The sequence below is a fragment of the Aliihoeflea sp. 2WW genome (assembly GCF_000497755.1).
In the GTDB taxonomy this organism is placed as follows: Bacteria; Pseudomonadota; Alphaproteobacteria; order Rhizobiales; family Rhizobiaceae; genus Aliihoeflea.
Genome location: NZ_AYOD01000014.1, coordinates 54,783 through 73,627, shown reverse-complemented (window position 1 = coordinate 73,627; position 18,845 = coordinate 54,783). Strand labels below are relative to the sequence as shown.

Genomic DNA, 18,845 nt, shown 5'->3' with positions numbered 1-18,845 from the left:
TTCAGCCCTGCCGGCGCGCCATGAAGGCGAGCTTTTCGAACAGGTGCACGTCCTGCTCGTTCTTCAACAGCGCTCCGTGCAGCTTGGGCAGCGCGTTCTTGGGATCGGCGCGAAGGTCGGCGGGGTCGACATCGTCGGCGACGAGCAGCCTGATCCAGTCCAGCGCCTCGGAGGTTGAGGGCTTCTTCTTCAGCCCCGGCACCTCGCGCACCTCGTAGAACTGCGTCAGCGCCGAGCGAACCAGTTCCTGCTTGATGCCCGGATAATGGACATCGACGATCTTCGACAACGTCTCGGCGTCGGGGAAGCGGATATAGTGAAAGAAGCAGCGGCGCAAAAACGCGTCCGGCAGTTCCTTCTCGTTGTTCGAGGTGATGATGACGATCGGCCGGTGCACGGCCCGCACCGTTTCGCCGGTCTCGTAGACATAGAACTCCATCTTGTCGAGTTCCTGCAGAAGGTCGTTCGGAAACTCGATGTCGGCCTTGTCGATCTCGTCGATCAGGAGCACGACCTTGCGGTCGGCCGCGAAGGCTTCCCACAATTTGCCGCGCTTGATGTAGTTGCGAATGTCGTTGAACCGCTCGTCGCCGAGCTGGCTGTCGCGCAGGCGCGAGACGGCGTCATATTCGTAGAGGCCCTGCTGCGCCTTGGTCGTCGACTTGACATGCCATTCGAGGAGGTCGAGCCCGAGAGATGCCGCGATCTGCTTGGCGAGTTCGGTCTTGCCGGTGCCCGGCTCGCCCTTGACGAGCAGCGGGCGTTCCAGCGCGATCGCCGCATTGACCGCAACCATCAGATCCTTGTCGGCGACATAGGACGATGTCCCTTCGAAACGCATCCGCGAACTCCGTTTTCAAACAGGGGCGGACAGTAGGGAGGGCTTTTCGGCGGCGCAAGAACCAGCCATGAAAAAAGCCCCGCTGCGCAGGTGCGCAACGGGGCTTTGAAGCGTCGTTCGATCGGGCTTTAGCGACCCGAACCGACCTGCCAGGCATTGTAGACGTTGTCCGTCGCGGTTGCCGGGGCGCTCGACATGTCGTTGATCGAGGCGGTCGTGATCGTCTCGAAATTGCCAGCCGGAGCAGGCGCCACGGCGACGTTCGAGCCAGAGACTGCATCGTTGAGCTGGGTCAGGACAGCGCCGTCGTAATTGCCGGCATAGTAGGGAGCCTGCTGTGCGAAGGCTGCGCCCGAAACGCCGAGGACGAGTGCGGAGGCGAGAAGAATGCGGTTCATGGTAGTACTCCTGGTTTGGTCCGACGCCCTTGGGAGGATGCGTTTTTGGGACCGTTGAAATTTCGAGGCGGCCATGTCGCCGTCCGATGAGTGGCATTTGGGAAATCGGCTAAGGGGTCGCAATGTGTTCAACGTTGAACAATCCGTCACCGATTTCATCGCGGCTTCGTGACCGGACCCTTGGAACCCTCCGCCCGAGGTCACTTAGCTCTGGATGCGAATATGAGCGGTTGCGAATTCACTGGCAAAACAACGAGGCGGGACGGATGCGCGCCTTAGCGTCGCCGCGCCGTGACGCGGCTCACGCGCGCCGTCACGAAATCCGGCGGCGCCTTGTGAACGCGACTGGCGAAACGGGCGGCCTCTCTCTATATTGGGATCGGCGTTCTGCGCTTCTCGACAGGAGTAACTTAATTCTCGGGGCCTTACTGATCTCTAGGGAGCTGTCCCTGGCCGGACCCGTGGGTTCGGACACACGGCGCCCACCTACGTTGTAGGCACCCGGGATCAACCTCTCCATCGGTCGTCGTGGTTCGCTTTTCCTATTTCCATTCGCCCGCACACGACACCTTCATGTCGCCTTCTCCCCTTCCGTCTCCCCGCTTCGATCTGTAATCGGGGATGGACAGGAGGGCGAAGCATGACTCCACGCGAACTGAAGAAGGCCCTGCGCGAGGAAGCGCTTGCGCGGCGCGACGGGCTCGATCCGCAATGGCGCATCGAGGCATCGTTGCGCATGGCGGAGACCGCCGACCGTCTCGGCGTCGAGCCGGGCATGGTCGTCTCGGGATTCTGGCCGATGCGCTCGGAGGTCGACGTGCGGCCGCTGATGTTCGCCCTGCGCGAACGCGGCGCAAGGCTTTGCCTGCCCGCCATCCTCGACAAGCAGACCATCGTCTTTCGTGAACTCGTGCGCGACGGGAAGATGGTCGACATGGGCTTCGGCACGTTCGGGCCCGGCCCCGATGCCGCCGAGCTCGACCCCGATTTGATGCTGATCCCGCTCGCCGCCTTCGACGATCGCGGCCACCGGATCGGCTATGGCGCGGGCTATTACGACCGCGCGATCGACCGACTGCAGGCAAAGGGCCACGCCCCGCGCCTCGTCGCCATCGCCTTCGATTGCCAGGAGGTGGAGCGCGTGCCCGACCAGGACCACGACGTCCAGCTTCCCGAAATCCTGACGGAAAGCGGGTTGCGCCCCTTCTTGAACGGGCTATAGGGAGGCGATGCGACTTCTCTTTCTGGGCGACATGGTGGGACGGACGGGCCGGACGGCGGTCTGGGACCGGCTGCCGGGCCTCATCTCCGATTTCAAGCTCGACTTCGTCATCGTCAATGGCGAGAACGCCGCTGGCGGGTTCGGCATCACGGAAGAAATCTTCCGCCTGACGCTCGATGCCGGCGCCGATGTCGTTACCACCGGCAACCACGTCTGGGACCAGCGCGAGGCGCTTCAGTTCGCCCCGCACGAGGAACGCTTCCTGCGCCCCGCCAACTTTCCCAAGGGCACGCCCGGACGCGGCACCGGGGTCTATATGGCGAAGAACGGCGCGCGTGTGCTCGTCTCCAACATCATGGGCCGGGTGTTCATGCACCCCGAGCTCGATGATCCGTTCAAATGCGCCGAGGAAGAACTCGCCGCCTGCCCGCTTGGCGAACAGGCCGATGCGGTGGTGATCGACTTCCACGCCGAGGCGACGTCGGAAAAGATGTGTTTCGGCCATTTCGTCGACGGCCGCGCCAGCCTCGTCGTCGGCACGCATACGCACCACCCGACCGCCGACCATCAGATCCTCAATGGCGGCACCGGCTATCTCACCGATGCGGGCATGTGCGGCGACTACGATTCCTCGCTCGGCATGGACAAGGAGGAGCCGCTGAACCGGTTCCTGTCCAAGGTGCCGAAGGGCCGCTTCGAGGCCGCTTCCGGCCCGGCGACGATCTGCGGCGTCAGCGTCGAGATTTCCGACCGGACCGGCCTTGCCGAGAAGATCGCGCCCTTGCGGCTCGGGCCGAGGCTCGAAGAAACCATTCCCGCCTTCTGGAACTAAAACGCGTGTTTCGCCATTGTTGCGAACCGTTGGTTGACGGCCCTTTGGCCGGCGCCTAACGCTTCACGACATCAGGGCACCCGCACCCGATCCTTTGCGGCTGGAATCACGACAATGGAATGGCTTCTCGGCTACTTCGACTGGACCGGTGACCCCACCGCCTGGGTGGCGCTCGCCACCCTCATCGCACTGGAAGTCGTGCTCGGCATCGACAACCTCATCTTCATCTCGATCCTCTCCAACAAGCTGCCCGAGCATCAGCGCGAGCGCGCCCGGCGGCTTGGCATCGGCGCGGCGCTCGTCATGCGCCTGATCCTGCTCGGCACGGTCGCCTTCATCGTCCAGTTGACGCAGCCCGTCTTCACCCTGTTCGGCGAGCCATTCTCCTGGAAGGACATCATCCTTCTGGTCGGCGGCCTGTTCCTCGTCTGGAAGGCGACCAAGGAGATCCACCACACGGTCGACCCGGTCGACCACAAGGAGGACATGGTCTCGCGCACGGCGACGGTCACGATGGGCGGGGCGATCTTCCAGATCCTGCTGCTCGACCTCGTCTTCTCGGTCGATTCCATCATCACCGCCGTCGGCATGACCGAGCACATCGCGATCATGTACATCGCCGTCATCATCACGGTCGCCGTGATGCTGATCGCCGCGACGCCGCTCGCCAACTTCATCGGCAAGAACCCGACCATCGTCATGCTGGCGCTGGCGTTCCTGCTGATGATCGGCATGACGCTGATCGCCGAAGGCATGGGCTTCCACGTTCCCAAGGGCTACATCTACGCTGCGATGGGCTTCTCGGCGCTGGTCGAGGCGCTCAACATGCTGGCTCGCCGCAGGAAGGCGAAGTCCATGCCGCCCGCTGCGGACACCGTCACGCCCACGCACTGAGGCCAAAATCGGCCGTGCTCAAACTCCCTCGAGGATGAGCACGGTCGGCCGCCTCGGCAGCGAGCGGAGCGACACATCGAAGGACCGGCTGTCGCGATACTCGACCTCGAAAGTCTCGCCGATCATCGCCGCGAAGGTGGAGATCGGCGTCGAGAAACGGTGCATCGGCAGGACGATCGAGGATTGCAGCCGCGCCGTGATCTCCGACACGTCACCGAGCGACAGCGTCATGCCGCCATCGATCGGCACCATCACCACGTCGAGCCGGCCGATCGCGCCGTAATGCTCGGGCGCGAGCGCGTGGTGCAGATGGCCGAGATGCCCGATGCACAGCCCCGCCACCTCGAAGATGAAGATCGAGTTGCCGCCTTCTTCCGTGGCGCCCCAGCGCATGATGTCGGTCGGCACGTTGCGGACATAGACGTCCTCGACCACCAGCGCATGCCGCGCCGGGCCCTCCTCGCCCCAGCCCGGCAGGACATGGGCGATGCGCGGGTCGGGGTTGAGCGTGAAATGGGTGCCGTGCGCCTTGTTCATGGTGACGATATCGGGCAGCGGCTCGGCCCCGTAGGCACCCGAGAAGTCGGTCGCAATCCGGACCCCGCCGGGCGTCTCGATGATGTAGGTCGAATGCCCGGCATAGGTGATCGTGACCGTTTCCGCCTCGGCCTGGACCGGTGTGAAATTCGCATAGACGACGTTCGGCACCGCATTCGCGATCGCCAGGCACTGGCTGGGCACGGGCGCGTCCTGCGCGGCGGCTGGAAGGCCAATGAGAACGAAGAGAGCGGTGGCGAGCAGAAGTTTCATGGGCAAGGCTCCGGGCGAAGGGCTGCCGCAGCGTAACCGCCGCATGACCGCCCCGGGGTCACGATTGCGCGAGGCCGGGCTTCTGGACGCCCATGGCGGTTTTCATTATAACCCGGCCAAATTTCCACTCAGCCGAACGATCGACAGGGGTGCCATGGCCGGCCATTCACAGTTCAAGAACATCATGCACCGCAAGGGCCGCCAGGATGCGGTGCGCTCCAAGATGTTTTCCAAGCTCGCGCGCGAGATCACCGTCGCCGCCAAGATGGGCGCGCCCGACCCCGCGATGAACCCGCGCCTGCGCCTTGCCGTCCAGAACGCCAAGGCCCAGTCCATGCCCAAGGACAACATCCAGCGCGCCATCAACAAGGCCGCCGGTGGCGAAGGCGACGACTATGCGGAAGTGCGCTACGAGGGCTACGGCCCCGGCGGCGTTGCCGTCATCGTCGAGGCGCTGACCGACAACCGCAACCGCACCGCCTCCAACGTGCGCGCAGCCTTCACAAAGTCCGGCGGCGCGATGGGCGAAACCGGCTCGGTCGCCTTCATGTTCGATCGCGTCGGCGAGATCGTCTACAAGCCAGAGGTCGGCGACGCCGACAAGGTGATGGAAGCGGCTATCGAGGCGGGCGCCGAAGACGTCCAGTCGGACGAGGACGGCCACACGATCTATTGCGCCTTCGAGGATATCGGCGACGTCACCTCCGCGCTCGAAGCAGCGCTCGGCGAGGCCGAATCGGTCAAGGCGATCTGGCGTCCGCAGACCGGCACGCCGGTCGACGAGGAAAGGGCGCAGTCGATCCTGAAGCTCGTCGCCACGCTCGACGACGATGACGACGTGCAGAACGTCTATGCCAATTTCGAGGTCGACGAGGCCACGATGGCGAAGCTCTCCGCCGCCTGATGACCGACGCTCCCCGGCCGCGCATCGCCATCACCTATTGCACCCAGTGCAACTGGATGCTGCGCGCGGCCTGGATGGCGCAGGAACTCCTCTCTACCTTCGGTCAGGATCTGGGCGAAGTCGCCCTCGTGCCAGGCACCGGCGGTGTCTTCGTCATCGCGCTCGACGGGCAGACCATCTGGGACCGCAAGGAAGATGGCGGGTTTCCCGAAGCCAAGGTGCTGAAGCAGCGCGTGCGCGACGTGGCATGGCCGCAGCGCGATCTCGGCCATTCGGACCGCTAGCCGCATCCGCCTTCGATCAGGGCAAGGCCCTTCAGCATTCGTCCCTTGGTTCGAGCAGCGGCACCGGCACGCCGGCGATCTCGGCCGCCGTGATCCGCGCCGCGGCGGCGCGTGCGATCCGCAATGTCAGCGATTTGCGCAACGGCGCCGACAGGCGGTGCTCCGGGGCCTCGCGCATGATCTCGGCGCCATATCCGTCCGACAGGATGAAGCCGCACTCCTCGGGGAAGATCTCGGCCGGCACGCCGGGATGGGTGGCAAAGAAGAGCCGGTCGCAATGGAGCCGGTATTCCGGCCATTTGCGGTCGACCCTGAAATCCTCGATCGACGTCTTGATCTCGACGATCCAGATATCGCCCTTGGCGGTCAGGGCGACGAGATCGGCCCGGCGCCCGGTCGGCAGGCACAGTTCCGGCAGGACCGAGGCGCCCATCTGGGCGAAAAGCCGCTGGACGCCGCGACGCACGAGCAGGGCGCGGTCGGACTGGCGTCCGTCGGCAAGCGGATTGATGGGGACTGGAGAGACGATCGGCATGAGGCGATTTTCGCAGGATTCGCCCGCGCGGCAAAGAGTTTCGCAAAGGAAGCGCGCGCGAATTGTTGCGCTTTTGCCGCAGCGGCAGGCGCCAATGCGCTCGCAACCGCTCATTCAACCGTTTTTATCTTGGCAGAGCATGTCCGGCGCGAATAAATCGTGACCGAAGAAAGGTCGGCTTGCGGCCTTTGGGATCGCCCGTCGATGAACGTCTTGAAATTCGCAGTCGCCTTCACAGTTCTCGCCAGCCTTGGCCTTGCCGGCTGCTCGACCGATCTCGGCGGGCGCGTCTTCAGCGACAATTACGCCTCCGTGCGCGATGCGGGCTATCAGGTCCCCGCCGTGCCGCTGTCGAAGCTGCCGCGCCAGTATCAGCGCCAGATCGTCAAGTACCAGACGGACGAGAAGCCCGGCACCATCATCGTCGACACGAATGCCAAGCACCTCCATCTCGTTCTCGAGGACGGCAAGGCGATGCGCTACGGCATTGGCGTCGGCCGCGAAGGCTTCGAGTGGAAGGGCACCGCGCGCATCGCCATGAAGCGCGAATGGCCGCGCTGGACGCCGCCCGCCGCCATGATCAAGCGCCAGCCGGAACTCGCCAAATGGCGGGGCGGCCAGCCCGGCGGGCTCGACAATCCGCTCGGCGCCCGCGCGCTCTACCTCTTCAATTCCGGCGGCGATACCGGCTACCGGCTGCACGGCACGCCCGAATGGGCATCGATCGGCCATGCGATGTCGTCGGGCTGCATCCGGCTCATCAACCAGGACATCATCGACCTCTACAATCGCGCCGAAAACGGCGCCAAGGTCATCGTTCTTTAGGCGAACCGTCCAGGCAACAGGACACCGCCATCAGGAAAGCCGGGCCGCAAGGTCCGGCTTTTCTGTTTTCGCGGCATCGGCCAGCGCCCCATGCCTGCGGCGCGCGGTCATCTTCTGCCGAACCTTCTGGCTCAACGCCTTCCGGCTTCCCGCTTCGCGCCAAACCGACTAGGGTCCGGCCCGATTGAATCGAAAGGCCTGCCCATGTCCGATATTTCCCCCGTCCTTTCCCGCCTCGACGCCGATCTCGACGCCAGCGTCGAGCGCCTCGTGGACCTGATCGCGATCCCGTCCATCTCGACCGACGATGCCTATGCCGCCGAGTGCCAGCGCGCCGCCGAATGGCTGGTCGCCGACCTGCAGTCGATCGGCTTCGAAGCCTCGGTGCGCCCGACGGCGGGCCGGCCGATGGTCGTCGCCCACCACGCCGGACCAGCCGGGACAAAATCTCCGCATGTGCTCTTCTACGGCCATTACGACGTCCAGCCGGTCGATCCGGTCGAACTCTGGAACGCCGATCCGTTCGAGGCGAAGATCGTCGAGCTGGACGGCGTCAAGGTCATCACCGGTCGCGGCTCGGCCGACGACAAGGGCCAGTTGATGACCTTCGTCGAAGCCTGCCGCGCCTACAAGGCAGTCCATGGCGAGCTGCCCTGCGAGATCACGATCCTGTTCGAAGGCGAGGAAGAATCCGGCTCGCCTTCGCTGAAACCGTTCCTCGAAGCAAATGCCAAGGAACTCACCGCCGATTTCGCGCTGGTCTGCGACACCGGCATGTGGGACGCCGAGACGCCCGCCATCTCGACCGCGCTGCGCGGCCTCGTCGGCGAGGAGATCACGGTCAAGGCCGCCGATCGCGACCTTCACTCCGGCTCCTATGGCGGCGCCGCCGCCAACCCGATCCGCATCCTTGCGAAGATCCTCGCCGACGTGCACGACGAGACCGGCCGCATCACCATCCCCGCCTTCTATGACGGCGTCGAGGAGACGCCGAGCCAGATCCTGGAATCGTGGAAGGGCCTCGGCGAGACGGCCGAGACGTTCCTCGGTCCGATCGGCCTGTCCGAGCCGTCGGGCGAAAAGGGCCGTCACGTGCTCGAACTGGTCTGGGCGCGGCCGACGGCCGAATTCAACGGCATTTCCGGCGGCTATACGGGCAAGGGCTTCAAGACGGTGATCGCGGCCGAGGCCTCCGCCAAGGTCTCCTTCCGCCTCGTCGGCAGCCAGGACCCGGTCGCCATCCGCGCCGCGTTCCGCAAGTTCGTCGAGGAGCGGATTCCGTCCGACTGCTCGGTGGAGTTCCATCCGCATGGCGGCTCGCCCGCCATCAATCTGGGCTACGACGCGCCCTTCCTCGTCAAGGCGCAGACCGCGCTGACCGAAGAATGGAACAAGCCGGCCGTGATGATCGCCATGGGCGGGTCGATCCCGATCGTTGGCGACTTCAAGCGGATGCTCGGCATGGAATCGCTGCTCGTCGGCTTCGGCCTCGACGACGACCGCATCCACTCGCCGAACGAGAAGTACAACCTCACCTCCTTCGCCAAGGGCCAGCGCTCCTGGGCGCGCATCCTCGACGCACTTTCCAAGGCTTGAGCCAAATGACCGTTCGCTTCCACAAGGGCGACCTGCCCAATCTCGACAATTATCGCGGCCTCGCCGTCGCCATCGACACCGAGACGCTGGGGCTCAATCCCCATCGCGACCGGCTCTGCGTCGTCCAGCTTTCGCCGGGCGATGGCACGGCCGACGTGGTGCAGATCGCGCCCGGACAGAAAGAAGCGCCGAACATCGTCGCGCTCATCAACGATCCGCAGAAGACCAAGCTCTTCCACTATGGCCGCTTCGACATCGCGGTTCTCTACAACGCCTTCGGCGCGCTGGCCGAACAGGTCTTCTGCACCAAGATCGCCTCGCGCCTGACCCGCACCTATACGGATCGCCATGGCCTGAAGGATGTCTGCAACGAGCTTCTCGGCATCTCCTTGTCGAAGCAGCAGCAGTCGTCAGACTGGGGCGCGACGCAGCTTTCGCCCGAACAGCTCGACTACGCCGCCTCGGACGTTCTTTACCTGCACCAGTTGCGCGAAAAGCTGCTGGAGCGCCTGCGCCGCGAAGACCGGATGGCGGAAGCCGAGGCGTGCTTCACCTTCCTGCCGACGCGCGCCAAGCTCGATCTGATGGGCTGGGCCGAGGAAGACATCTTCGCCCATAGCTAAGCGCCAGAGCGCCCCCTCCAGGACCATGCGAAGCATGGTGGAGGGGGCGCAGTGACCGGGCGTTCTACTCCGCGGCGACCATACGGCCTTCCGCCCCGCGCCGTCCGTCGATCTTCGCCCAACCGGGCCGCTCGAACAGGAACCGTCCATAGCCGGTGAGCTGGATCAGGCCGTAGAGCATGACCGGGCCGACGATGCCGGCGGCGGTGACGAGGGCCGAGATCGTGCCGGTGTCGAGACCGGTGCGGATCAGCACCGCGCGTGAAATCGCCATCGGCAGGAAGAAGGCGAGATAGATCACGATCGAATGCGCGCCGAGCCAGGAAAGCCAGCGGCTCCAGGCTTTTTCGGCGACCAGCGCCGCAACCGCCACCACCGCCAGCGCGCCGGCAAGGCCGAGGATGAGCGAGACGAAGGGCAGTTCCGAAAGGCCGTGCGTCGCGCCGGACTGGCCGATCTCCGCCGTCAGGAGATGCGCCAGATGCGTCGGTGCGGGGGTGAAGACCAGCCAGCCATTGACCGGAGCCCACAGCGCCAGGATCGCCAGCGCCACGACCGGCCGCGCCTGCAGCCAGGCGGCGATGCGGAAGATGTTGGCGGCGAAGGCGTAGCCGGCGAAGAAATAGACGAAGCGCGAGGCGAATTCGTCGGCCAGCATCCAGCCGGTCTCGATCGGCAGGATCTCCAGCGCCGCCGCGGCGGCGAAAACGAGCGCCACCGGCAGGGATTTCACCAGCCGGGTGACGACGAAGAAGATCGGCAGGATGTAGATGAACCAGAGCGTTCCAAAGGGCTCGACGAAGGCCAGCAGATAGTGGTGCAGCGGCGCTGCGGCGCCCTCCTCCATCGCGATTCCCGGCGCCTTGAAGGCGAACTGTATGGTCAGCCAGAGCACGTAGAAATAGGCGAAATGCACGACCTTGCGGTCGAGAAAGCGCATCCATGGCCGGTCGATGACGAGGCCGAGGAAGAGGCCGGAAATCAGGAAGAAGTCAGGCATCCGGAACGGCCGGGCGAACTCGACGACATAGTGCAGCCAGCCATGGTCCTGCATCGCCTTACCGACGCCGAGCGTCGAATGCATCATCACCACGAAGATGATGCAGATGCCCTTGGCGGCATCGACCCAGCCGACGCGATCGGCGAATGCTGCTCGGTTGGCGGTCTGCACTTGCGTTCACTCCGAACGATGAGGCTTTGTCCAGAGCAATACGCGGATAAGTTCGCCGATGTGTTAATGCGGGGTTAAAACCCGACCGAAACCTTAACGAAAGCTGAAGTTTCGCGGTAAAAGTCGTCTAAAATTCGCTGGAAATCTGCCGCTGATCGGAGGTTTCGGGCGAAAATGCGCAGTTTCCAGCGAGGCGCGGATAAGTTCAGGCGATCAGCCCGCGCGCGCCGTCCGACGCATCGCGGATCGCCGCGATATTCTTCGCATAGCTGTCGACCGACCCGCCCTTGAAGACCGCCGAGCCGGCGACGAGGACGTTGGCGCCGGCCCTGGCGACCAGCGGCGCCGTCTCCGGCGTCACGCCGCCGTCGATCTCGATGTCGATCGGCCGGTCGCCGATCATCGCCTTGATGCGGGCGACCTTTTCGACCACGGCGGTGATGAAGGCCTGGCCGCCGAAACCGGGATTGACGGTCATCAGGAGGACGAGGTCGAGCCGGTCGAGAACGTATTCGATGACGTTCTCCGGGGTCGAGGGATTGAGCGAGACGCCGGCCTTCTTGCCGAGGTTCCTGATCGCCTGCAGCGAGCGGTCGAGATGCGGGCCGGCCTCGGCGTGGACGGTGATGATGTCGCAGCCCGCATCGGCGAAGGCGGCGAAGTACTGGTCGGTCGGCGCGATCATCAAATGGCAGTCGAAAACCTTGTCGGTGCGGTTGCGGATCGACTTGATGATCTGCGGTCCGAAGGTGATGTTGGGCACGAAATGGCCGTCCATGACGTCCAGGTGAATCCAGTCCGCGCCTGCCTTGACGACGGCTTCGACCTCGTCGCCGAGCTTCGAGAAATCGGCCGAGAGGACGGACGGGGCGATGAGGGTCGGGCTGGTCGTCATGGCTGCAGGATTTCCGAGGCGATTTACAGTGCGCTTCGCCTAAAGCCTTGGCGGGCCGGAGTCCAGAAGGGCGGAGTGATCCGGTTTTGCCTTTTGGCGAAAAGGGGCCTATATAGAGGTCATCCCGCCCCTGCTTCGGGCCATTGTCCCGCAATCATGCCGCCCGGCGGCGCAGGGGTGTTCGGTCGGTTCCTTCCGGCAAAATTCGCTGTATCGGCCCGCTTCCGGCGGTGTTCGATGCCATTTCAATTCGAGAAAGGACAGGATCACATTGCAGGTCGTCGTACGTGAGAACAATGTCGAGCAGGCGCTTCGCGCGCTGAAGAAGAAAATGCAGCGCGAGGGCATCTTCCGCGAGATGAAGGCGCGCCGGTCCTATGAGAAGCCGTCGGAAAAGCGCGCCCGCCAGAAGGCGGAAGCCGTGCGCCGGTCGCGCAAGCTCGCCCGCAAGCAGGCGCAGCGCGAAGGCCTGCTGCCGATGAAGAAGAAGCCGGCACGCCCGACGGGCCGTCCGGGCGCACGCCCCGAAAGCTCGGCGGCATAAGAATTTCGCTGAACAGCAAAAAGGCGGCCATCCGGCCGCCTTTTTTGTTGCAACGAGGCTGGAGCCTTCAGTGCCGGTAGGTGCGCGGGCCGTCTTCGACGTCGTCGAGACGCTCAAGCAGGCTGCGCAGGTTTTGCGGCAGCGCGTGCTCGGCGCGCAGGCCGGGCATGCGATTGAGAAACCGGCGGTTGGTTTCCGAGCCCAGTTCCTTGACGATCACGGTGGAAAGTTCTGCCTCTCTCATCTCAATTCGCTTCCTTGCAGACATGACTCACAACCTCGTTTGCAGGAGAAGAACCGCCTTCGGGGCGGGTTGGTTCCGGAACAGAGCGTTCCCGGCCACGAAACGATCAATTGTAGTAAAATTTGACTTAACCCTTTCTGAATCGCCCTTCGCCAACGGGTCGCGCGAAAGAATATTCCGCTGCGTCATGCCGTGATGAAAGCGTGTCGGCGGGATTTCAGCCGAGCATGCGGGTGATGATCTGGGCGGTGTAGTCGACCATCGGAACGATGCGGGCATAGTTCAGCCGGGTCGGGCCGATGACGCCGAGCGCGCCGATGACGCGGGCGTCCTTGTCGCGATAGGGCGCGACGACGAGCGAGGAACCGGAGAGCGAAAAGAGCTTGTTTTCCGAGCCTATGAAGATGCGCACGCCCGGCCCTTCCTCGGCGAGGTCGAGGAGTTGCAGCATCCCGTCCTTGGTTTCGAGATCCTCGAAGAGATGGCGCAGGAGTTCGAGATCGGCCTGGGCGGTGACGTTTTCCAGGAGGTTGGCATGGCCGCGCACGATGAGCCGGGCCTGAAGCCCCGAGCCCTCGCCGGCCCAGACCGCCAGGCCGCGCTCCACCAGGTCCTGCGACAGCGTGTCGAGGGCGGTGCGCGTCTCTTCCTTCAGCCGCGCAATCTCCGCCTTCGCCTCGGCCAGCGTGCGGCCGCGAATGTGGGCGTTGAGGAAGTTGGACGCCTCGACGAGTTGCGAGGAGGTGACGCCGGCCGGGAGATCGACGACGCGGTTTTCGACGTCGCCATTCTGGCTGACCATGACGGCGAGCGCCCTCGTCGGCTCGAGCCTGATGAACTCGATATGCTTCAGCGGTACCTCGCTCTTGGCGGTCATGACGAGGCCGGCGCCGCGCGACAGGCCGGAGAGCATCTGGCTTGCGTCGGTGAGGATGTGTTCCAACGTCTGGCCGGAGCCCGACGCGCGCACCTGCGCCTCGATCTGGCGGCGCTCCTCGGTGGTCAGGTCGCCCAGTTCCATGAAAGCATCGACGAAGAAGCGCAGGCCGGCCTGCGTCGGCAGACGTCCCGCCGAAACGTGCGGCGCGTAGATGAGACCCAGATGCTCGAGATCTGACATGACGTTGCGCACGGTCGCCGGCGACAGCGAGCTTGGCAGCAGGCGCGACAGGTTGCGCGAGCCGAGCGGTTCGCCCTCGCGCAGGTAGTTGTCGACGATCAGCCGGAAGATTTCGCGCGAGCGCGCGTCCAGATTGGTCAGCGTCAGGTCGGTCAACGGGTTCATTCAATCGCGATCTTCAAGCGTTCGGCCTCTGAATATAGGCATTTGCGCCCGGTGCGGAACTGGTGATCCATCGCGGCGGCCGGTTTTCCTTTGCCTCGTCATCCCGGTGGCGCTAGACGGGGGACGAACCTCAACCGAACGAAAAGAGCCCCGACCCATGCGGCCATCCAAGCGCCAGCCCGACGAAATGCGGGCGATCTCCTTCGAATGCGGCGTCTCCAAACATGCCGAGGGCTCGTGCCTCGTGAAGTTCGGCGATACGCACGTGCTGTGCACGGCGAGCCTCGAAGAGCGCGTGCCGGGATGGCTGCGCAATTCCGGCAAGGGCTGGGTGACGGCCGAATACGGCATGCTGCCGCGCGCGACGGGCGACCGGATGCGCCGCGAGGCCTCGGCCGGCAAGCAGGGCGGCCGCACGCTGGAAATCCAGCGCCTGATCGGGCGATCCTTGCGCGCCGTCGTCGACCTGCAGGCGCTGGGCGAGGTGCAGATCACCGTCGATTGCGATGTCATCCAGGCCGATGGCGGCACCCGCACGGCAGGTATCACCGGCGGCTTCGTCGCGCTGCACGAATGCTTGCGCTGGATGGAAGCGCGCCAGATGGTGCAGGTTTCCAAGGTGCTGAAGGACCATGTCGCGGCGATCTCGTGCGGCATCTACAATGGCGTGCCGGTGATCGACCTCGACTATCCGGAGGATTCGGCGGCCGACACGGATGCGAATTTCGTCATGACGGGGCGCGGCGGGATCGTCGAAATCCAGGGGACGGCGGAAAGCGAGCCGTTTTCGGAGGAGGAGTTCGCGCAGTTGATGGGGCTGGCGAAGAAGGGCATCGCAAGGCTGGTGGATTTGCAGAAGATGGCGATGGGGTAGGTTTGTCGATGGTTGCGCCCTACGTTGCCCCCCTCTGTCCTGCCGGACATTGATCTCCCCCCTTGCGGGGGAGATGTCCGGCAGGACAGAGGGGGGCGCGACAGAACGCAGCCTTTGATAGGGGATGTCTCGTGCTGACGCCGACCGCCATCCTCGAATCCGCGCTCTATGTCGACGACCTCGACGCGGCCGAAGCCTTCTACCGCGACGTGATGGGCCTGAAACGCATCGCCAAGGTTGACGGCCGGCACGTGTTCTTCAAGTGCGGCGACGGGGTGCTCTTGCTGTTCGATCCCGCGCAGACTGTGAAGCCGCCGGCACCTGATGCCAGGCTTCCCGTTCCGCCGCATGGCGCGAGCGGTGCGGGGCATTTGTGCTTCGCCGGCACCGAAGACGAGATCGAGCGCTGGAAGGGGCATCTGGAAACGCACGGCGTTGCCATCGAGGCCGATTTCCGGTGGCCGTCGTCGAAGCCGGACGAGCCTTCCGGCGGGCGGTCCATCTATTTTCGCGATCCGGCAGGCAATTCGCTGGAAATCGCCAATCCGAAGATCTGGGGACTTTGAATGCGCACTCTGGACGACCGCAAGATCGTGGTGGCGAGCCACAACAAGGGCAAGCTGGCGGAGATCGCCGACCTGATCGCGCCGTTCGGCTTCGAGGCGAAGTCGGCGGCCGAGTATGGCCTGCCCGAGCCTGACGAGACCGGCACCACGTTCGAGGAGAACGCCTACATCAAGGCGCATGCGGCGGCGAGCGCGACCGGGCTGCCGGCGCTGTCGGACGATTCGGGCCTGATGGTCGATGCGCTGGGCGGCGATCCGGGCGTCTATACGGCGAACTGGGCCGAGCTGGCCGACGGCACGCGCGACTTTCAGGTGGCGATGGAGCGGACGCAGAAGCTGCTCGACCAGAAAAACGCGCACATGCCGCAGGACCGACAGGGCAAGTTCGTCTCGGTGATCTGCGTTGCCTGGCCGGACGGGCATGCGGAGTATTTTCGCGGCGAGGCGCAGGGAACGCTGGTCTGGCCGCCGCGCGGGACGAGCGGTTTCGGCTATGATCCGATGTTCCAGCCCTCCGGTCACGAGCGGACGTTCGGCGAGATGAGCGCCGAGGAGAAGCATGGCTGGAAGCCGGGGCAGGACGAAGCGCTGTCGCACCGGGCAAGGGCGTTTCAGGCGTTTGCGCGCGAGATGTTGGGGGCGGGGTGAGTTGGGTATCGCCGGTTTTTCTGAAGTGACCCCCACCCTTTATCCCTCCCCACAAGGGGGAGGGAGGGCGTCGGCGTGGCGCCTTCTTTTCGGTGCCGGGTCAAGCTTTGGCGGGGCGTGGATGCCCCCCTCCCCCTTGTGGGGAGGGGTATGGGGTGGGGGTGCGCGCCCTGTCAGGACTGGCCGATGACCGACGATCCGGGTTTCGGCATCTATATCCACTGGCCGTTCTGCGCAGCCAAGTGCCCCTATTGCGACTTCAATTCCCATGTCCGCCACCAGCCGGTCGACCAGGCGCGGTTTGCCGCTGCGTTCGATCGCGAGATGGCGACGATGCGGGCGCGGACGGGTGGTCGAAAGGTCGATTCGATCTTTCTGGGCGGGGGCACGCCGTCGCTGATGGAGCCGGAGACGGTGGGGGCGGTGCTGGAGAGCGTCGCGCGGCATTGGACCGTGCCGGACGGGATCGAGATCACGCTGGAGGCGAATCCGTCATCCGTCGAGGCGGCGCGGTTTCGCGGCTATCGGGCGGCGGGGGTCAATCGGGTGTCGCTCGGCGTTCAGGCGCTGAACGATGCCGATCTGCGGTTCCTCGGACGGCTGCATGATGTCGAGGGCGCGCTGCACGCGATCGGGCTGGCGCGCGAGATTTTCCCGCGGCTTTCGTTCGACCTGATCTATGCGCGGCCGCACCAGAGTCTCGACGAATGGGCAAGCGAACTCGACCGGGCGATCGGCTATGCGGCCGATCATCTGTCGCTCTACCAACTCACCATCGAGGACGGGACGCGGTTCCAGCTTCTGCACGAGGCGGGCAAGTTCGTGATGCCCGAGCCGGACCACGCGGCGGACCTCTACAAGTTGACGCAGGAGGTGACCGCGGCGCGCGGGCTGCCGGCCTACGAGATTTCCAACCATGGGCGGCCGGGCGCGGAGAGCCGGCACAATCTGATCTACTGGCGCTATGGCGAATATGTCGGCATCGGGCCGGGGGCGCATGGGCGTTTCGTCGAGAATGGCGAGCGGATCGTGACGTTTACCGAGAAGCTGCCCGAGGCGTGGCTGGAGCGCGTCGAGGCGCGCGGGCACGGCATTACCGGCGGCGAGCGGCTGACGCGCGAGGAGGAGGCCGACGAGTTCCTGTTGATGGGGTTGCGGCTGGCCGAGGGGATCGACCTCGCGCGCTACGAATCGTTGTCCGGGCGGTCCTTGTCGTCGAAGCGGATCGCGGTGCTCCAGGAGGAACGCCTCGTCGCGCCGGTCGGCAATTCGCGGCTGCGGGCGACGGCGGACGGGATGATCGTGCTCGACGCGGTGGTGGCGGATTTGGCGCGCTGATTGTCGTTTCGCGCGGTCTTGCCGGCGTAATAGGGTTCGAAACTGTCCTGGATGGTCAGGGGCATTGGGGAAACCTCCGCATTCTGCCTTCGAACCGGGCAGATGCCCAAATTGTTCCCACCGATCGCGGCGAATTTTCGGCGCCCGGATAAAGGAAGACGGCGATGGCGGAGGGCGAGCGAATCTACATGATCGGACAGGCGCAGATGCGTGCGCCGGTGCCCGAGCCTGCGCTCTATCTGGTCGCGACGCCGATCGGCAATCTTTCCGACATCACGCTGCGCGCGCTGGAGACGCTGGCGGGCGCGGATGTGCTTGCCTGCGAGGACACGCGGGTGACGCGCATCCTGCTGGAGCGCTATGGCATCAGGCGCAGGCTGATCGCCTATCACGAGCACAATGCGGCCGAGGCCGGGCCGAAGCTGATCGCGGCGCTCAGTGAGGGAAAGTCGGTCGCGCTCTGCTCGGATGCGGGCACGCCGCTCGTCTCGGACCCCGGCTTCCGGCTGGTCGGCGAGGCGGTGGAGGCCGGACATCGCGTGGTGCCGATCCCCGGCGCGTCGTCGACGCTGGCCGCGCTCTCGATCGCCGGGCTGCCGTCGGACGCGTTCTTCTTTGCAGGGTTTTTGCCGGTCAAGGACGGGCAGCGGCGGACGCGGCTCGAAGAGGTGGCGCGCATTCCCGGGACACTGATCTTCTTCGAAAGTCCGCGCCGGCTGGCGGCGAGCCTCAAAGCGATGCTGGACGTTCTGGGCGACCGGCCGGCGGTGGTGGCGCGGGAGCTGACCAAAGCATTCGAGGAGGCGCGGCGCGGGACGCTGGCTGAACTCGCGGCGCACTACGCGGAAGCGGACACGCCGAAGGGCGAGGTCGTCGTCTGTGTCGGGCCGGCGCTGGAACAAGCTGCGGCGGAAGGGGTGGATGTCGACCGGCTGCTGCTCGATCTGGCGCGCGACATGCCGGCGTCGAAGGCGGCCGGCGAGGCGGCGAAGATGACGGGGCAGGCCAAGCAGGATCTGTTCCGCCGGCTGGTGGAATTGCGGGACGCGCAGGATGGATAGGCTTGGGGCCTATCGGCACGGCAACCGGTCGGAATGGCTGGCGGCGATGGCGCTGCGGCTGAAGGGGTATCGGATCGTGGCGCGGAACTTTCGCACCAAGGCGGGCGAGATCGACATCATTGCCCGGCGTGGCGATCTGGTCGCGATCGTCGAGGTCAAGGCGCGGCGTGATCTGAGCGCGGCGATGGAGGCGGTGGGCGGCACTGCGCAGCGGCGGATCGAGGCGGCGGCGGACCACTGGCTCTCGCGCCAGCCGGATTTTGCGCGGCTTTCGGTGCGGTTCGACCTGGTCGCGGTGCTGCCGCGGCGGTGGCCGGTGCATGTGGAGAATCTGTTTCAGGGGCGGAATTGAGCCATAGCGCCCCCTCCGTCGCTTCGCGCCACCTCCCCCGTGAACGGGGGAGGATCGGGGTTGCGTCCGTCCACGACCCTGGTTCCTCCCCTGCGAAGCGGGG

Annotated in this window: 23 protein-coding genes and 1 other RNA gene; 16 read left to right on the top strand and 8 right to left on the bottom strand. The window is 65.1% G+C overall.

Annotated features, from left to right (window positions below; translation table 11 throughout):
* Position 1: 1 nt before the first annotated feature.
* Together ALII_RS0108785 and ALII_RS0108780 are read right to left on the bottom strand one after the other, a co-directional pair.
* Complete coding sequence (locus ALII_RS0108785) at positions 2 to 841, bottom strand: MoxR family ATPase (protein ID WP_024586950.1); 840 nt, start codon at positions 839 to 841, stop codon at positions 2 to 4.
* 128 nt (positions 842 to 969) lie between these two features.
* Entirely contained in the window at positions 970 to 1,239 is a 270-nt protein-coding gene (locus tag ALII_RS0108780; protein WP_024586949.1) for a hypothetical protein, read from the bottom strand.
* Between the two features lie 381 nt (positions 1,240 to 1,620).
* Between ALII_RS0108780 and ssrS the strand changes: the two genes are divergently transcribed.
* From ssrS to ALII_RS0108765, 4 genes are all read left to right on the top strand, one after another.
* A non-coding RNA gene (gene ssrS / locus ALII_RS21910) (6S RNA) lies at positions 1,621 to 1,778 on the top strand.
* Between the two features lie 101 nt (positions 1,779 to 1,879).
* Positions 1,880 to 2,461, top strand: a complete 582-nt coding sequence (locus ALII_RS0108775; RefSeq protein WP_024586948.1) for a 5-formyltetrahydrofolate cyclo-ligase — start codon at positions 1,880 to 1,882, stop codon at positions 2,459 to 2,461.
* 7 nt (positions 2,462 to 2,468) lie between these two features.
* Positions 2,469 to 3,293: a YmdB family metallophosphoesterase gene (locus ALII_RS0108770; RefSeq protein ID WP_024586947.1), complete on the top strand. Its 825-nt coding sequence runs from the start codon at positions 2,469 to 2,471 to the stop codon at positions 3,291 to 3,293.
* Positions 3,294 to 3,398: 105 nt separating this feature from the next.
* Positions 3,399 to 4,187, top strand: coding sequence for a TerC family protein (locus ALII_RS0108765; RefSeq protein ID WP_152529571.1), 789 nt, complete (start codon positions 3,399 to 3,401; stop codon positions 4,185 to 4,187).
* An 18-nt stretch (positions 4,188 to 4,205) separates the two neighbouring features.
* Here ALII_RS0108765 and ALII_RS0108760 read toward each other — a convergent pair whose 3' ends face one another.
* Complete coding sequence (locus tag ALII_RS0108760; protein WP_029660357.1) at positions 4,206 to 4,997, bottom strand: MBL fold metallo-hydrolase; 792 nt, start codon at positions 4,995 to 4,997, stop codon at positions 4,206 to 4,208.
* A 154-nt stretch (positions 4,998 to 5,151) separates the two neighbouring features.
* Between ALII_RS0108760 and ALII_RS0108755 the strand changes: the two genes are divergently transcribed.
* Both ALII_RS0108755 and ALII_RS0108750 read left to right on the top strand, forming a co-directional pair.
* On the top strand, positions 5,152 to 5,901 hold the full coding sequence (locus tag ALII_RS0108755; RefSeq protein WP_024586944.1) for a YebC/PmpR family DNA-binding transcriptional regulator: 750 nt from the start codon (positions 5,152 to 5,154) through the stop codon (positions 5,899 to 5,901).
* A complete protein-coding gene (locus ALII_RS0108750) occupies positions 5,901 to 6,185 on the top strand; it encodes a SelT/SelW/SelH family protein (protein ID WP_024586943.1) in 285 nt (94 codons plus the stop codon). The genes ALII_RS0108755 and ALII_RS0108750 overlap by 1 nt, the downstream gene beginning before the upstream one ends.
* Positions 6,186 to 6,216: 31 nt before the next feature.
* Here the strand turns inward: ALII_RS0108750 and ALII_RS0108745 are convergent, their stop codons facing one another.
* Entirely contained in the window at positions 6,217 to 6,720 is a 504-nt protein-coding gene (locus tag ALII_RS0108745; protein WP_024586942.1) for an MmcB family DNA repair protein, read from the bottom strand.
* 204 nt (positions 6,721 to 6,924) lie between these two features.
* Here ALII_RS0108745 and ALII_RS0108740 point away from each other — a divergent pair, with 204 nt between their 5' ends.
* The 3 genes from ALII_RS0108740 to ALII_RS0108725 all read left to right on the top strand — a co-directional run bounded on the left by ALII_RS0108740 (position 6,925) and on the right by ALII_RS0108725 (position 9,764).
* Positions 6,925 to 7,545: a L,D-transpeptidase gene (locus ALII_RS0108740; protein ID WP_024586941.1), complete on the top strand. Its 621-nt coding sequence runs from the start codon at positions 6,925 to 6,927 to the stop codon at positions 7,543 to 7,545.
* 204 nt (positions 7,546 to 7,749) lie between these two features.
* Positions 7,750 to 9,141 (top strand): M20/M25/M40 family metallo-hydrolase, encoded by a 1,392-nt coding sequence (locus ALII_RS0108730; RefSeq protein WP_024586940.1) that lies wholly within the window; start codon positions 7,750 to 7,752, stop codon positions 9,139 to 9,141.
* Positions 9,142 to 9,146: 5 nt separating this feature from the next.
* The gene (locus ALII_RS0108725; protein ID WP_024586939.1) at positions 9,147 to 9,764 is read left to right on the top strand and encodes a ribonuclease H-like domain-containing protein; all 618 of its coding nucleotides are present in this window, start codon (positions 9,147 to 9,149) and stop codon (positions 9,762 to 9,764) included.
* Positions 9,765 to 9,828: 64 nt separating this feature from the next.
* Here ALII_RS0108725 and ALII_RS0108720 read toward each other — a convergent pair whose 3' ends face one another.
* Both ALII_RS0108720 and rpe read right to left on the bottom strand, forming a co-directional pair.
* The gene (locus ALII_RS0108720; protein ID WP_024586938.1) at positions 9,829 to 10,935 is read right to left on the bottom strand and encodes an acyltransferase family protein; all 1,107 of its coding nucleotides are present in this window, start codon (positions 10,933 to 10,935) and stop codon (positions 9,829 to 9,831) included.
* Positions 10,936 to 11,140: 205 nt separating this feature from the next.
* Positions 11,141 to 11,830: a ribulose-phosphate 3-epimerase gene (gene rpe, locus ALII_RS0108715; protein WP_024586937.1), complete on the bottom strand. Its 690-nt coding sequence runs from the start codon at positions 11,828 to 11,830 to the stop codon at positions 11,141 to 11,143.
* A 271-nt stretch (positions 11,831 to 12,101) separates the two neighbouring features.
* Between rpe and rpsU the strand changes: the two genes are divergently transcribed.
* Positions 12,102 to 12,374, top strand: a complete 273-nt coding sequence (rpsU, locus tag ALII_RS0108710) for a 30S ribosomal protein S21 (RefSeq protein WP_024586936.1) — start codon at positions 12,102 to 12,104, stop codon at positions 12,372 to 12,374.
* Positions 12,375 to 12,441: 67 nt separating this feature from the next.
* Here rpsU and ALII_RS22680 read toward each other — a convergent pair whose 3' ends face one another.
* Both ALII_RS22680 and hrcA read right to left on the bottom strand, forming a co-directional pair.
* The gene (locus ALII_RS22680) at positions 12,442 to 12,618 is read right to left on the bottom strand and encodes a hypothetical protein (protein WP_161632253.1); all 177 of its coding nucleotides are present in this window, start codon (positions 12,616 to 12,618) and stop codon (positions 12,442 to 12,444) included.
* Positions 12,619 to 12,835: 217 nt separating this feature from the next.
* Positions 12,836 to 13,903: a heat-inducible transcriptional repressor HrcA gene (hrcA, locus tag ALII_RS0108700; protein WP_024586934.1), complete on the bottom strand. Its 1,068-nt coding sequence runs from the start codon at positions 13,901 to 13,903 to the stop codon at positions 12,836 to 12,838.
* 157 nt (positions 13,904 to 14,060) lie between these two features.
* Here hrcA and rph point away from each other — a divergent pair, with 157 nt between their 5' ends.
* From rph to ALII_RS0108670, 6 genes are all read left to right on the top strand, one after another.
* Positions 14,061 to 14,777, top strand: coding sequence for a ribonuclease PH (gene rph, locus ALII_RS0108695; RefSeq protein WP_024586933.1), 717 nt, complete (start codon positions 14,061 to 14,063; stop codon positions 14,775 to 14,777).
* A gap of 134 nt (positions 14,778 to 14,911) precedes the next feature.
* Positions 14,912 to 15,343 carry a VOC family protein gene (locus tag ALII_RS0108690; RefSeq protein WP_024586932.1) on the top strand — a complete coding sequence of 144 codons (432 nt, stop codon included), beginning with the start codon at positions 14,912 to 14,914 and terminating at the stop codon, positions 15,341 to 15,343.
* A complete protein-coding gene (gene rdgB / locus ALII_RS0108685; protein ID WP_024586931.1) occupies positions 15,344 to 15,991 on the top strand; it encodes an RdgB/HAM1 family non-canonical purine NTP pyrophosphatase in 648 nt (215 codons plus the stop codon).
* A gap of 186 nt (positions 15,992 to 16,177) precedes the next feature.
* Positions 16,178 to 17,329: a radical SAM family heme chaperone HemW gene (gene hemW, locus ALII_RS0108680; RefSeq protein WP_024586930.1), complete on the top strand. Its 1,152-nt coding sequence runs from the start codon at positions 16,178 to 16,180 to the stop codon at positions 17,327 to 17,329.
* Between the two features lie 164 nt (positions 17,330 to 17,493).
* Complete coding sequence (gene rsmI / locus ALII_RS0108675; protein WP_024586929.1) at positions 17,494 to 18,390, top strand: 16S rRNA (cytidine(1402)-2'-O)-methyltransferase; 897 nt, start codon at positions 17,494 to 17,496, stop codon at positions 18,388 to 18,390.
* A complete protein-coding gene (locus ALII_RS0108670; RefSeq protein WP_024586928.1) occupies positions 18,383 to 18,742 on the top strand; it encodes a YraN family protein in 360 nt (119 codons plus the stop codon). Before rsmI ends, ALII_RS0108670 begins: the two co-directional genes overlap by 8 nt.
* Positions 18,743 to 18,845 lie beyond the last annotated feature (103 nt).

What these genes read in the sequence shown, in the direction of transcription:
- ALII_RS0108785 (WP_024586950.1), bottom strand. Translation starts at nt 841, where the DNA reads ATGCGTTTCGAAGGGACATCGTCCTATGTCGCCGACAAGGATCTGATG.
- ALII_RS0108780 (WP_024586949.1), bottom strand. Translation starts at nt 1,239, where the DNA reads ATGAACCGCATTCTTCTCGCCTCCGCACTCGTCCTCGGCGTTTCGGGC.
- ALII_RS0108775 (WP_024586948.1), top strand. Translation starts at nt 1,880, where the DNA reads ATGACTCCACGCGAACTGAAGAAGGCCCTGCGCGAGGAAGCGCTTGCG.
- ALII_RS0108770 (WP_024586947.1), top strand. Translation starts at nt 2,469, where the DNA reads ATGCGACTTCTCTTTCTGGGCGACATGGTGGGACGGACGGGCCGGACG.
- ALII_RS0108760 (WP_029660357.1), bottom strand. Translation starts at nt 4,997, where the DNA reads ATGAAACTTCTGCTCGCCACCGCTCTCTTCGTTCTCATTGGCCTTCCA.
- ALII_RS0108755 (WP_024586944.1), top strand. Translation starts at nt 5,152, where the DNA reads ATGGCCGGCCATTCACAGTTCAAGAACATCATGCACCGCAAGGGCCGC.
- ALII_RS0108750 (WP_024586943.1), top strand. Translation starts at nt 5,901, where the DNA reads ATGACCGACGCTCCCCGGCCGCGCATCGCCATCACCTATTGCACCCAG.
- ALII_RS0108745 (WP_024586942.1), bottom strand. Translation starts at nt 6,720, where the DNA reads ATGCCGATCGTCTCTCCAGTCCCCATCAATCCGCTTGCCGACGGACGC.
- ALII_RS0108740 (WP_024586941.1), top strand. Translation starts at nt 6,925, where the DNA reads ATGAACGTCTTGAAATTCGCAGTCGCCTTCACAGTTCTCGCCAGCCTT.
- ALII_RS0108730 (WP_024586940.1), top strand. Translation starts at nt 7,750, where the DNA reads ATGTCCGATATTTCCCCCGTCCTTTCCCGCCTCGACGCCGATCTCGAC.
- ALII_RS0108725 (WP_024586939.1), top strand. Translation starts at nt 9,147, where the DNA reads ATGACCGTTCGCTTCCACAAGGGCGACCTGCCCAATCTCGACAATTAT.
- rpe (WP_024586937.1), bottom strand. Translation starts at nt 11,830, where the DNA reads ATGACGACCAGCCCGACCCTCATCGCCCCGTCCGTCCTCTCGGCCGAT.
- ALII_RS22680 (WP_161632253.1), bottom strand. Translation starts at nt 12,618, where the DNA reads ATGAGAGAGGCAGAACTTTCCACCGTGATCGTCAAGGAACTGGGCTCG.
- hrcA (WP_024586934.1), bottom strand. Translation starts at nt 13,903, where the DNA reads ATGAACCCGTTGACCGACCTGACGCTGACCAATCTGGACGCGCGCTCG.
- rph (WP_024586933.1), top strand. Translation starts at nt 14,061, where the DNA reads ATGCGGCCATCCAAGCGCCAGCCCGACGAAATGCGGGCGATCTCCTTC.
- rdgB (WP_024586931.1), top strand. Translation starts at nt 15,344, where the DNA reads ATGCGCACTCTGGACGACCGCAAGATCGTGGTGGCGAGCCACAACAAG.
- hemW (WP_024586930.1), top strand. Translation starts at nt 16,178, where the DNA reads ATGACCGACGATCCGGGTTTCGGCATCTATATCCACTGGCCGTTCTGC.
- rsmI (WP_024586929.1), top strand. Translation starts at nt 17,494, where the DNA reads ATGGCGGAGGGCGAGCGAATCTACATGATCGGACAGGCGCAGATGCGT.
- ALII_RS0108670 (WP_024586928.1), top strand. Translation starts at nt 18,383, where the DNA reads ATGGATAGGCTTGGGGCCTATCGGCACGGCAACCGGTCGGAATGGCTG.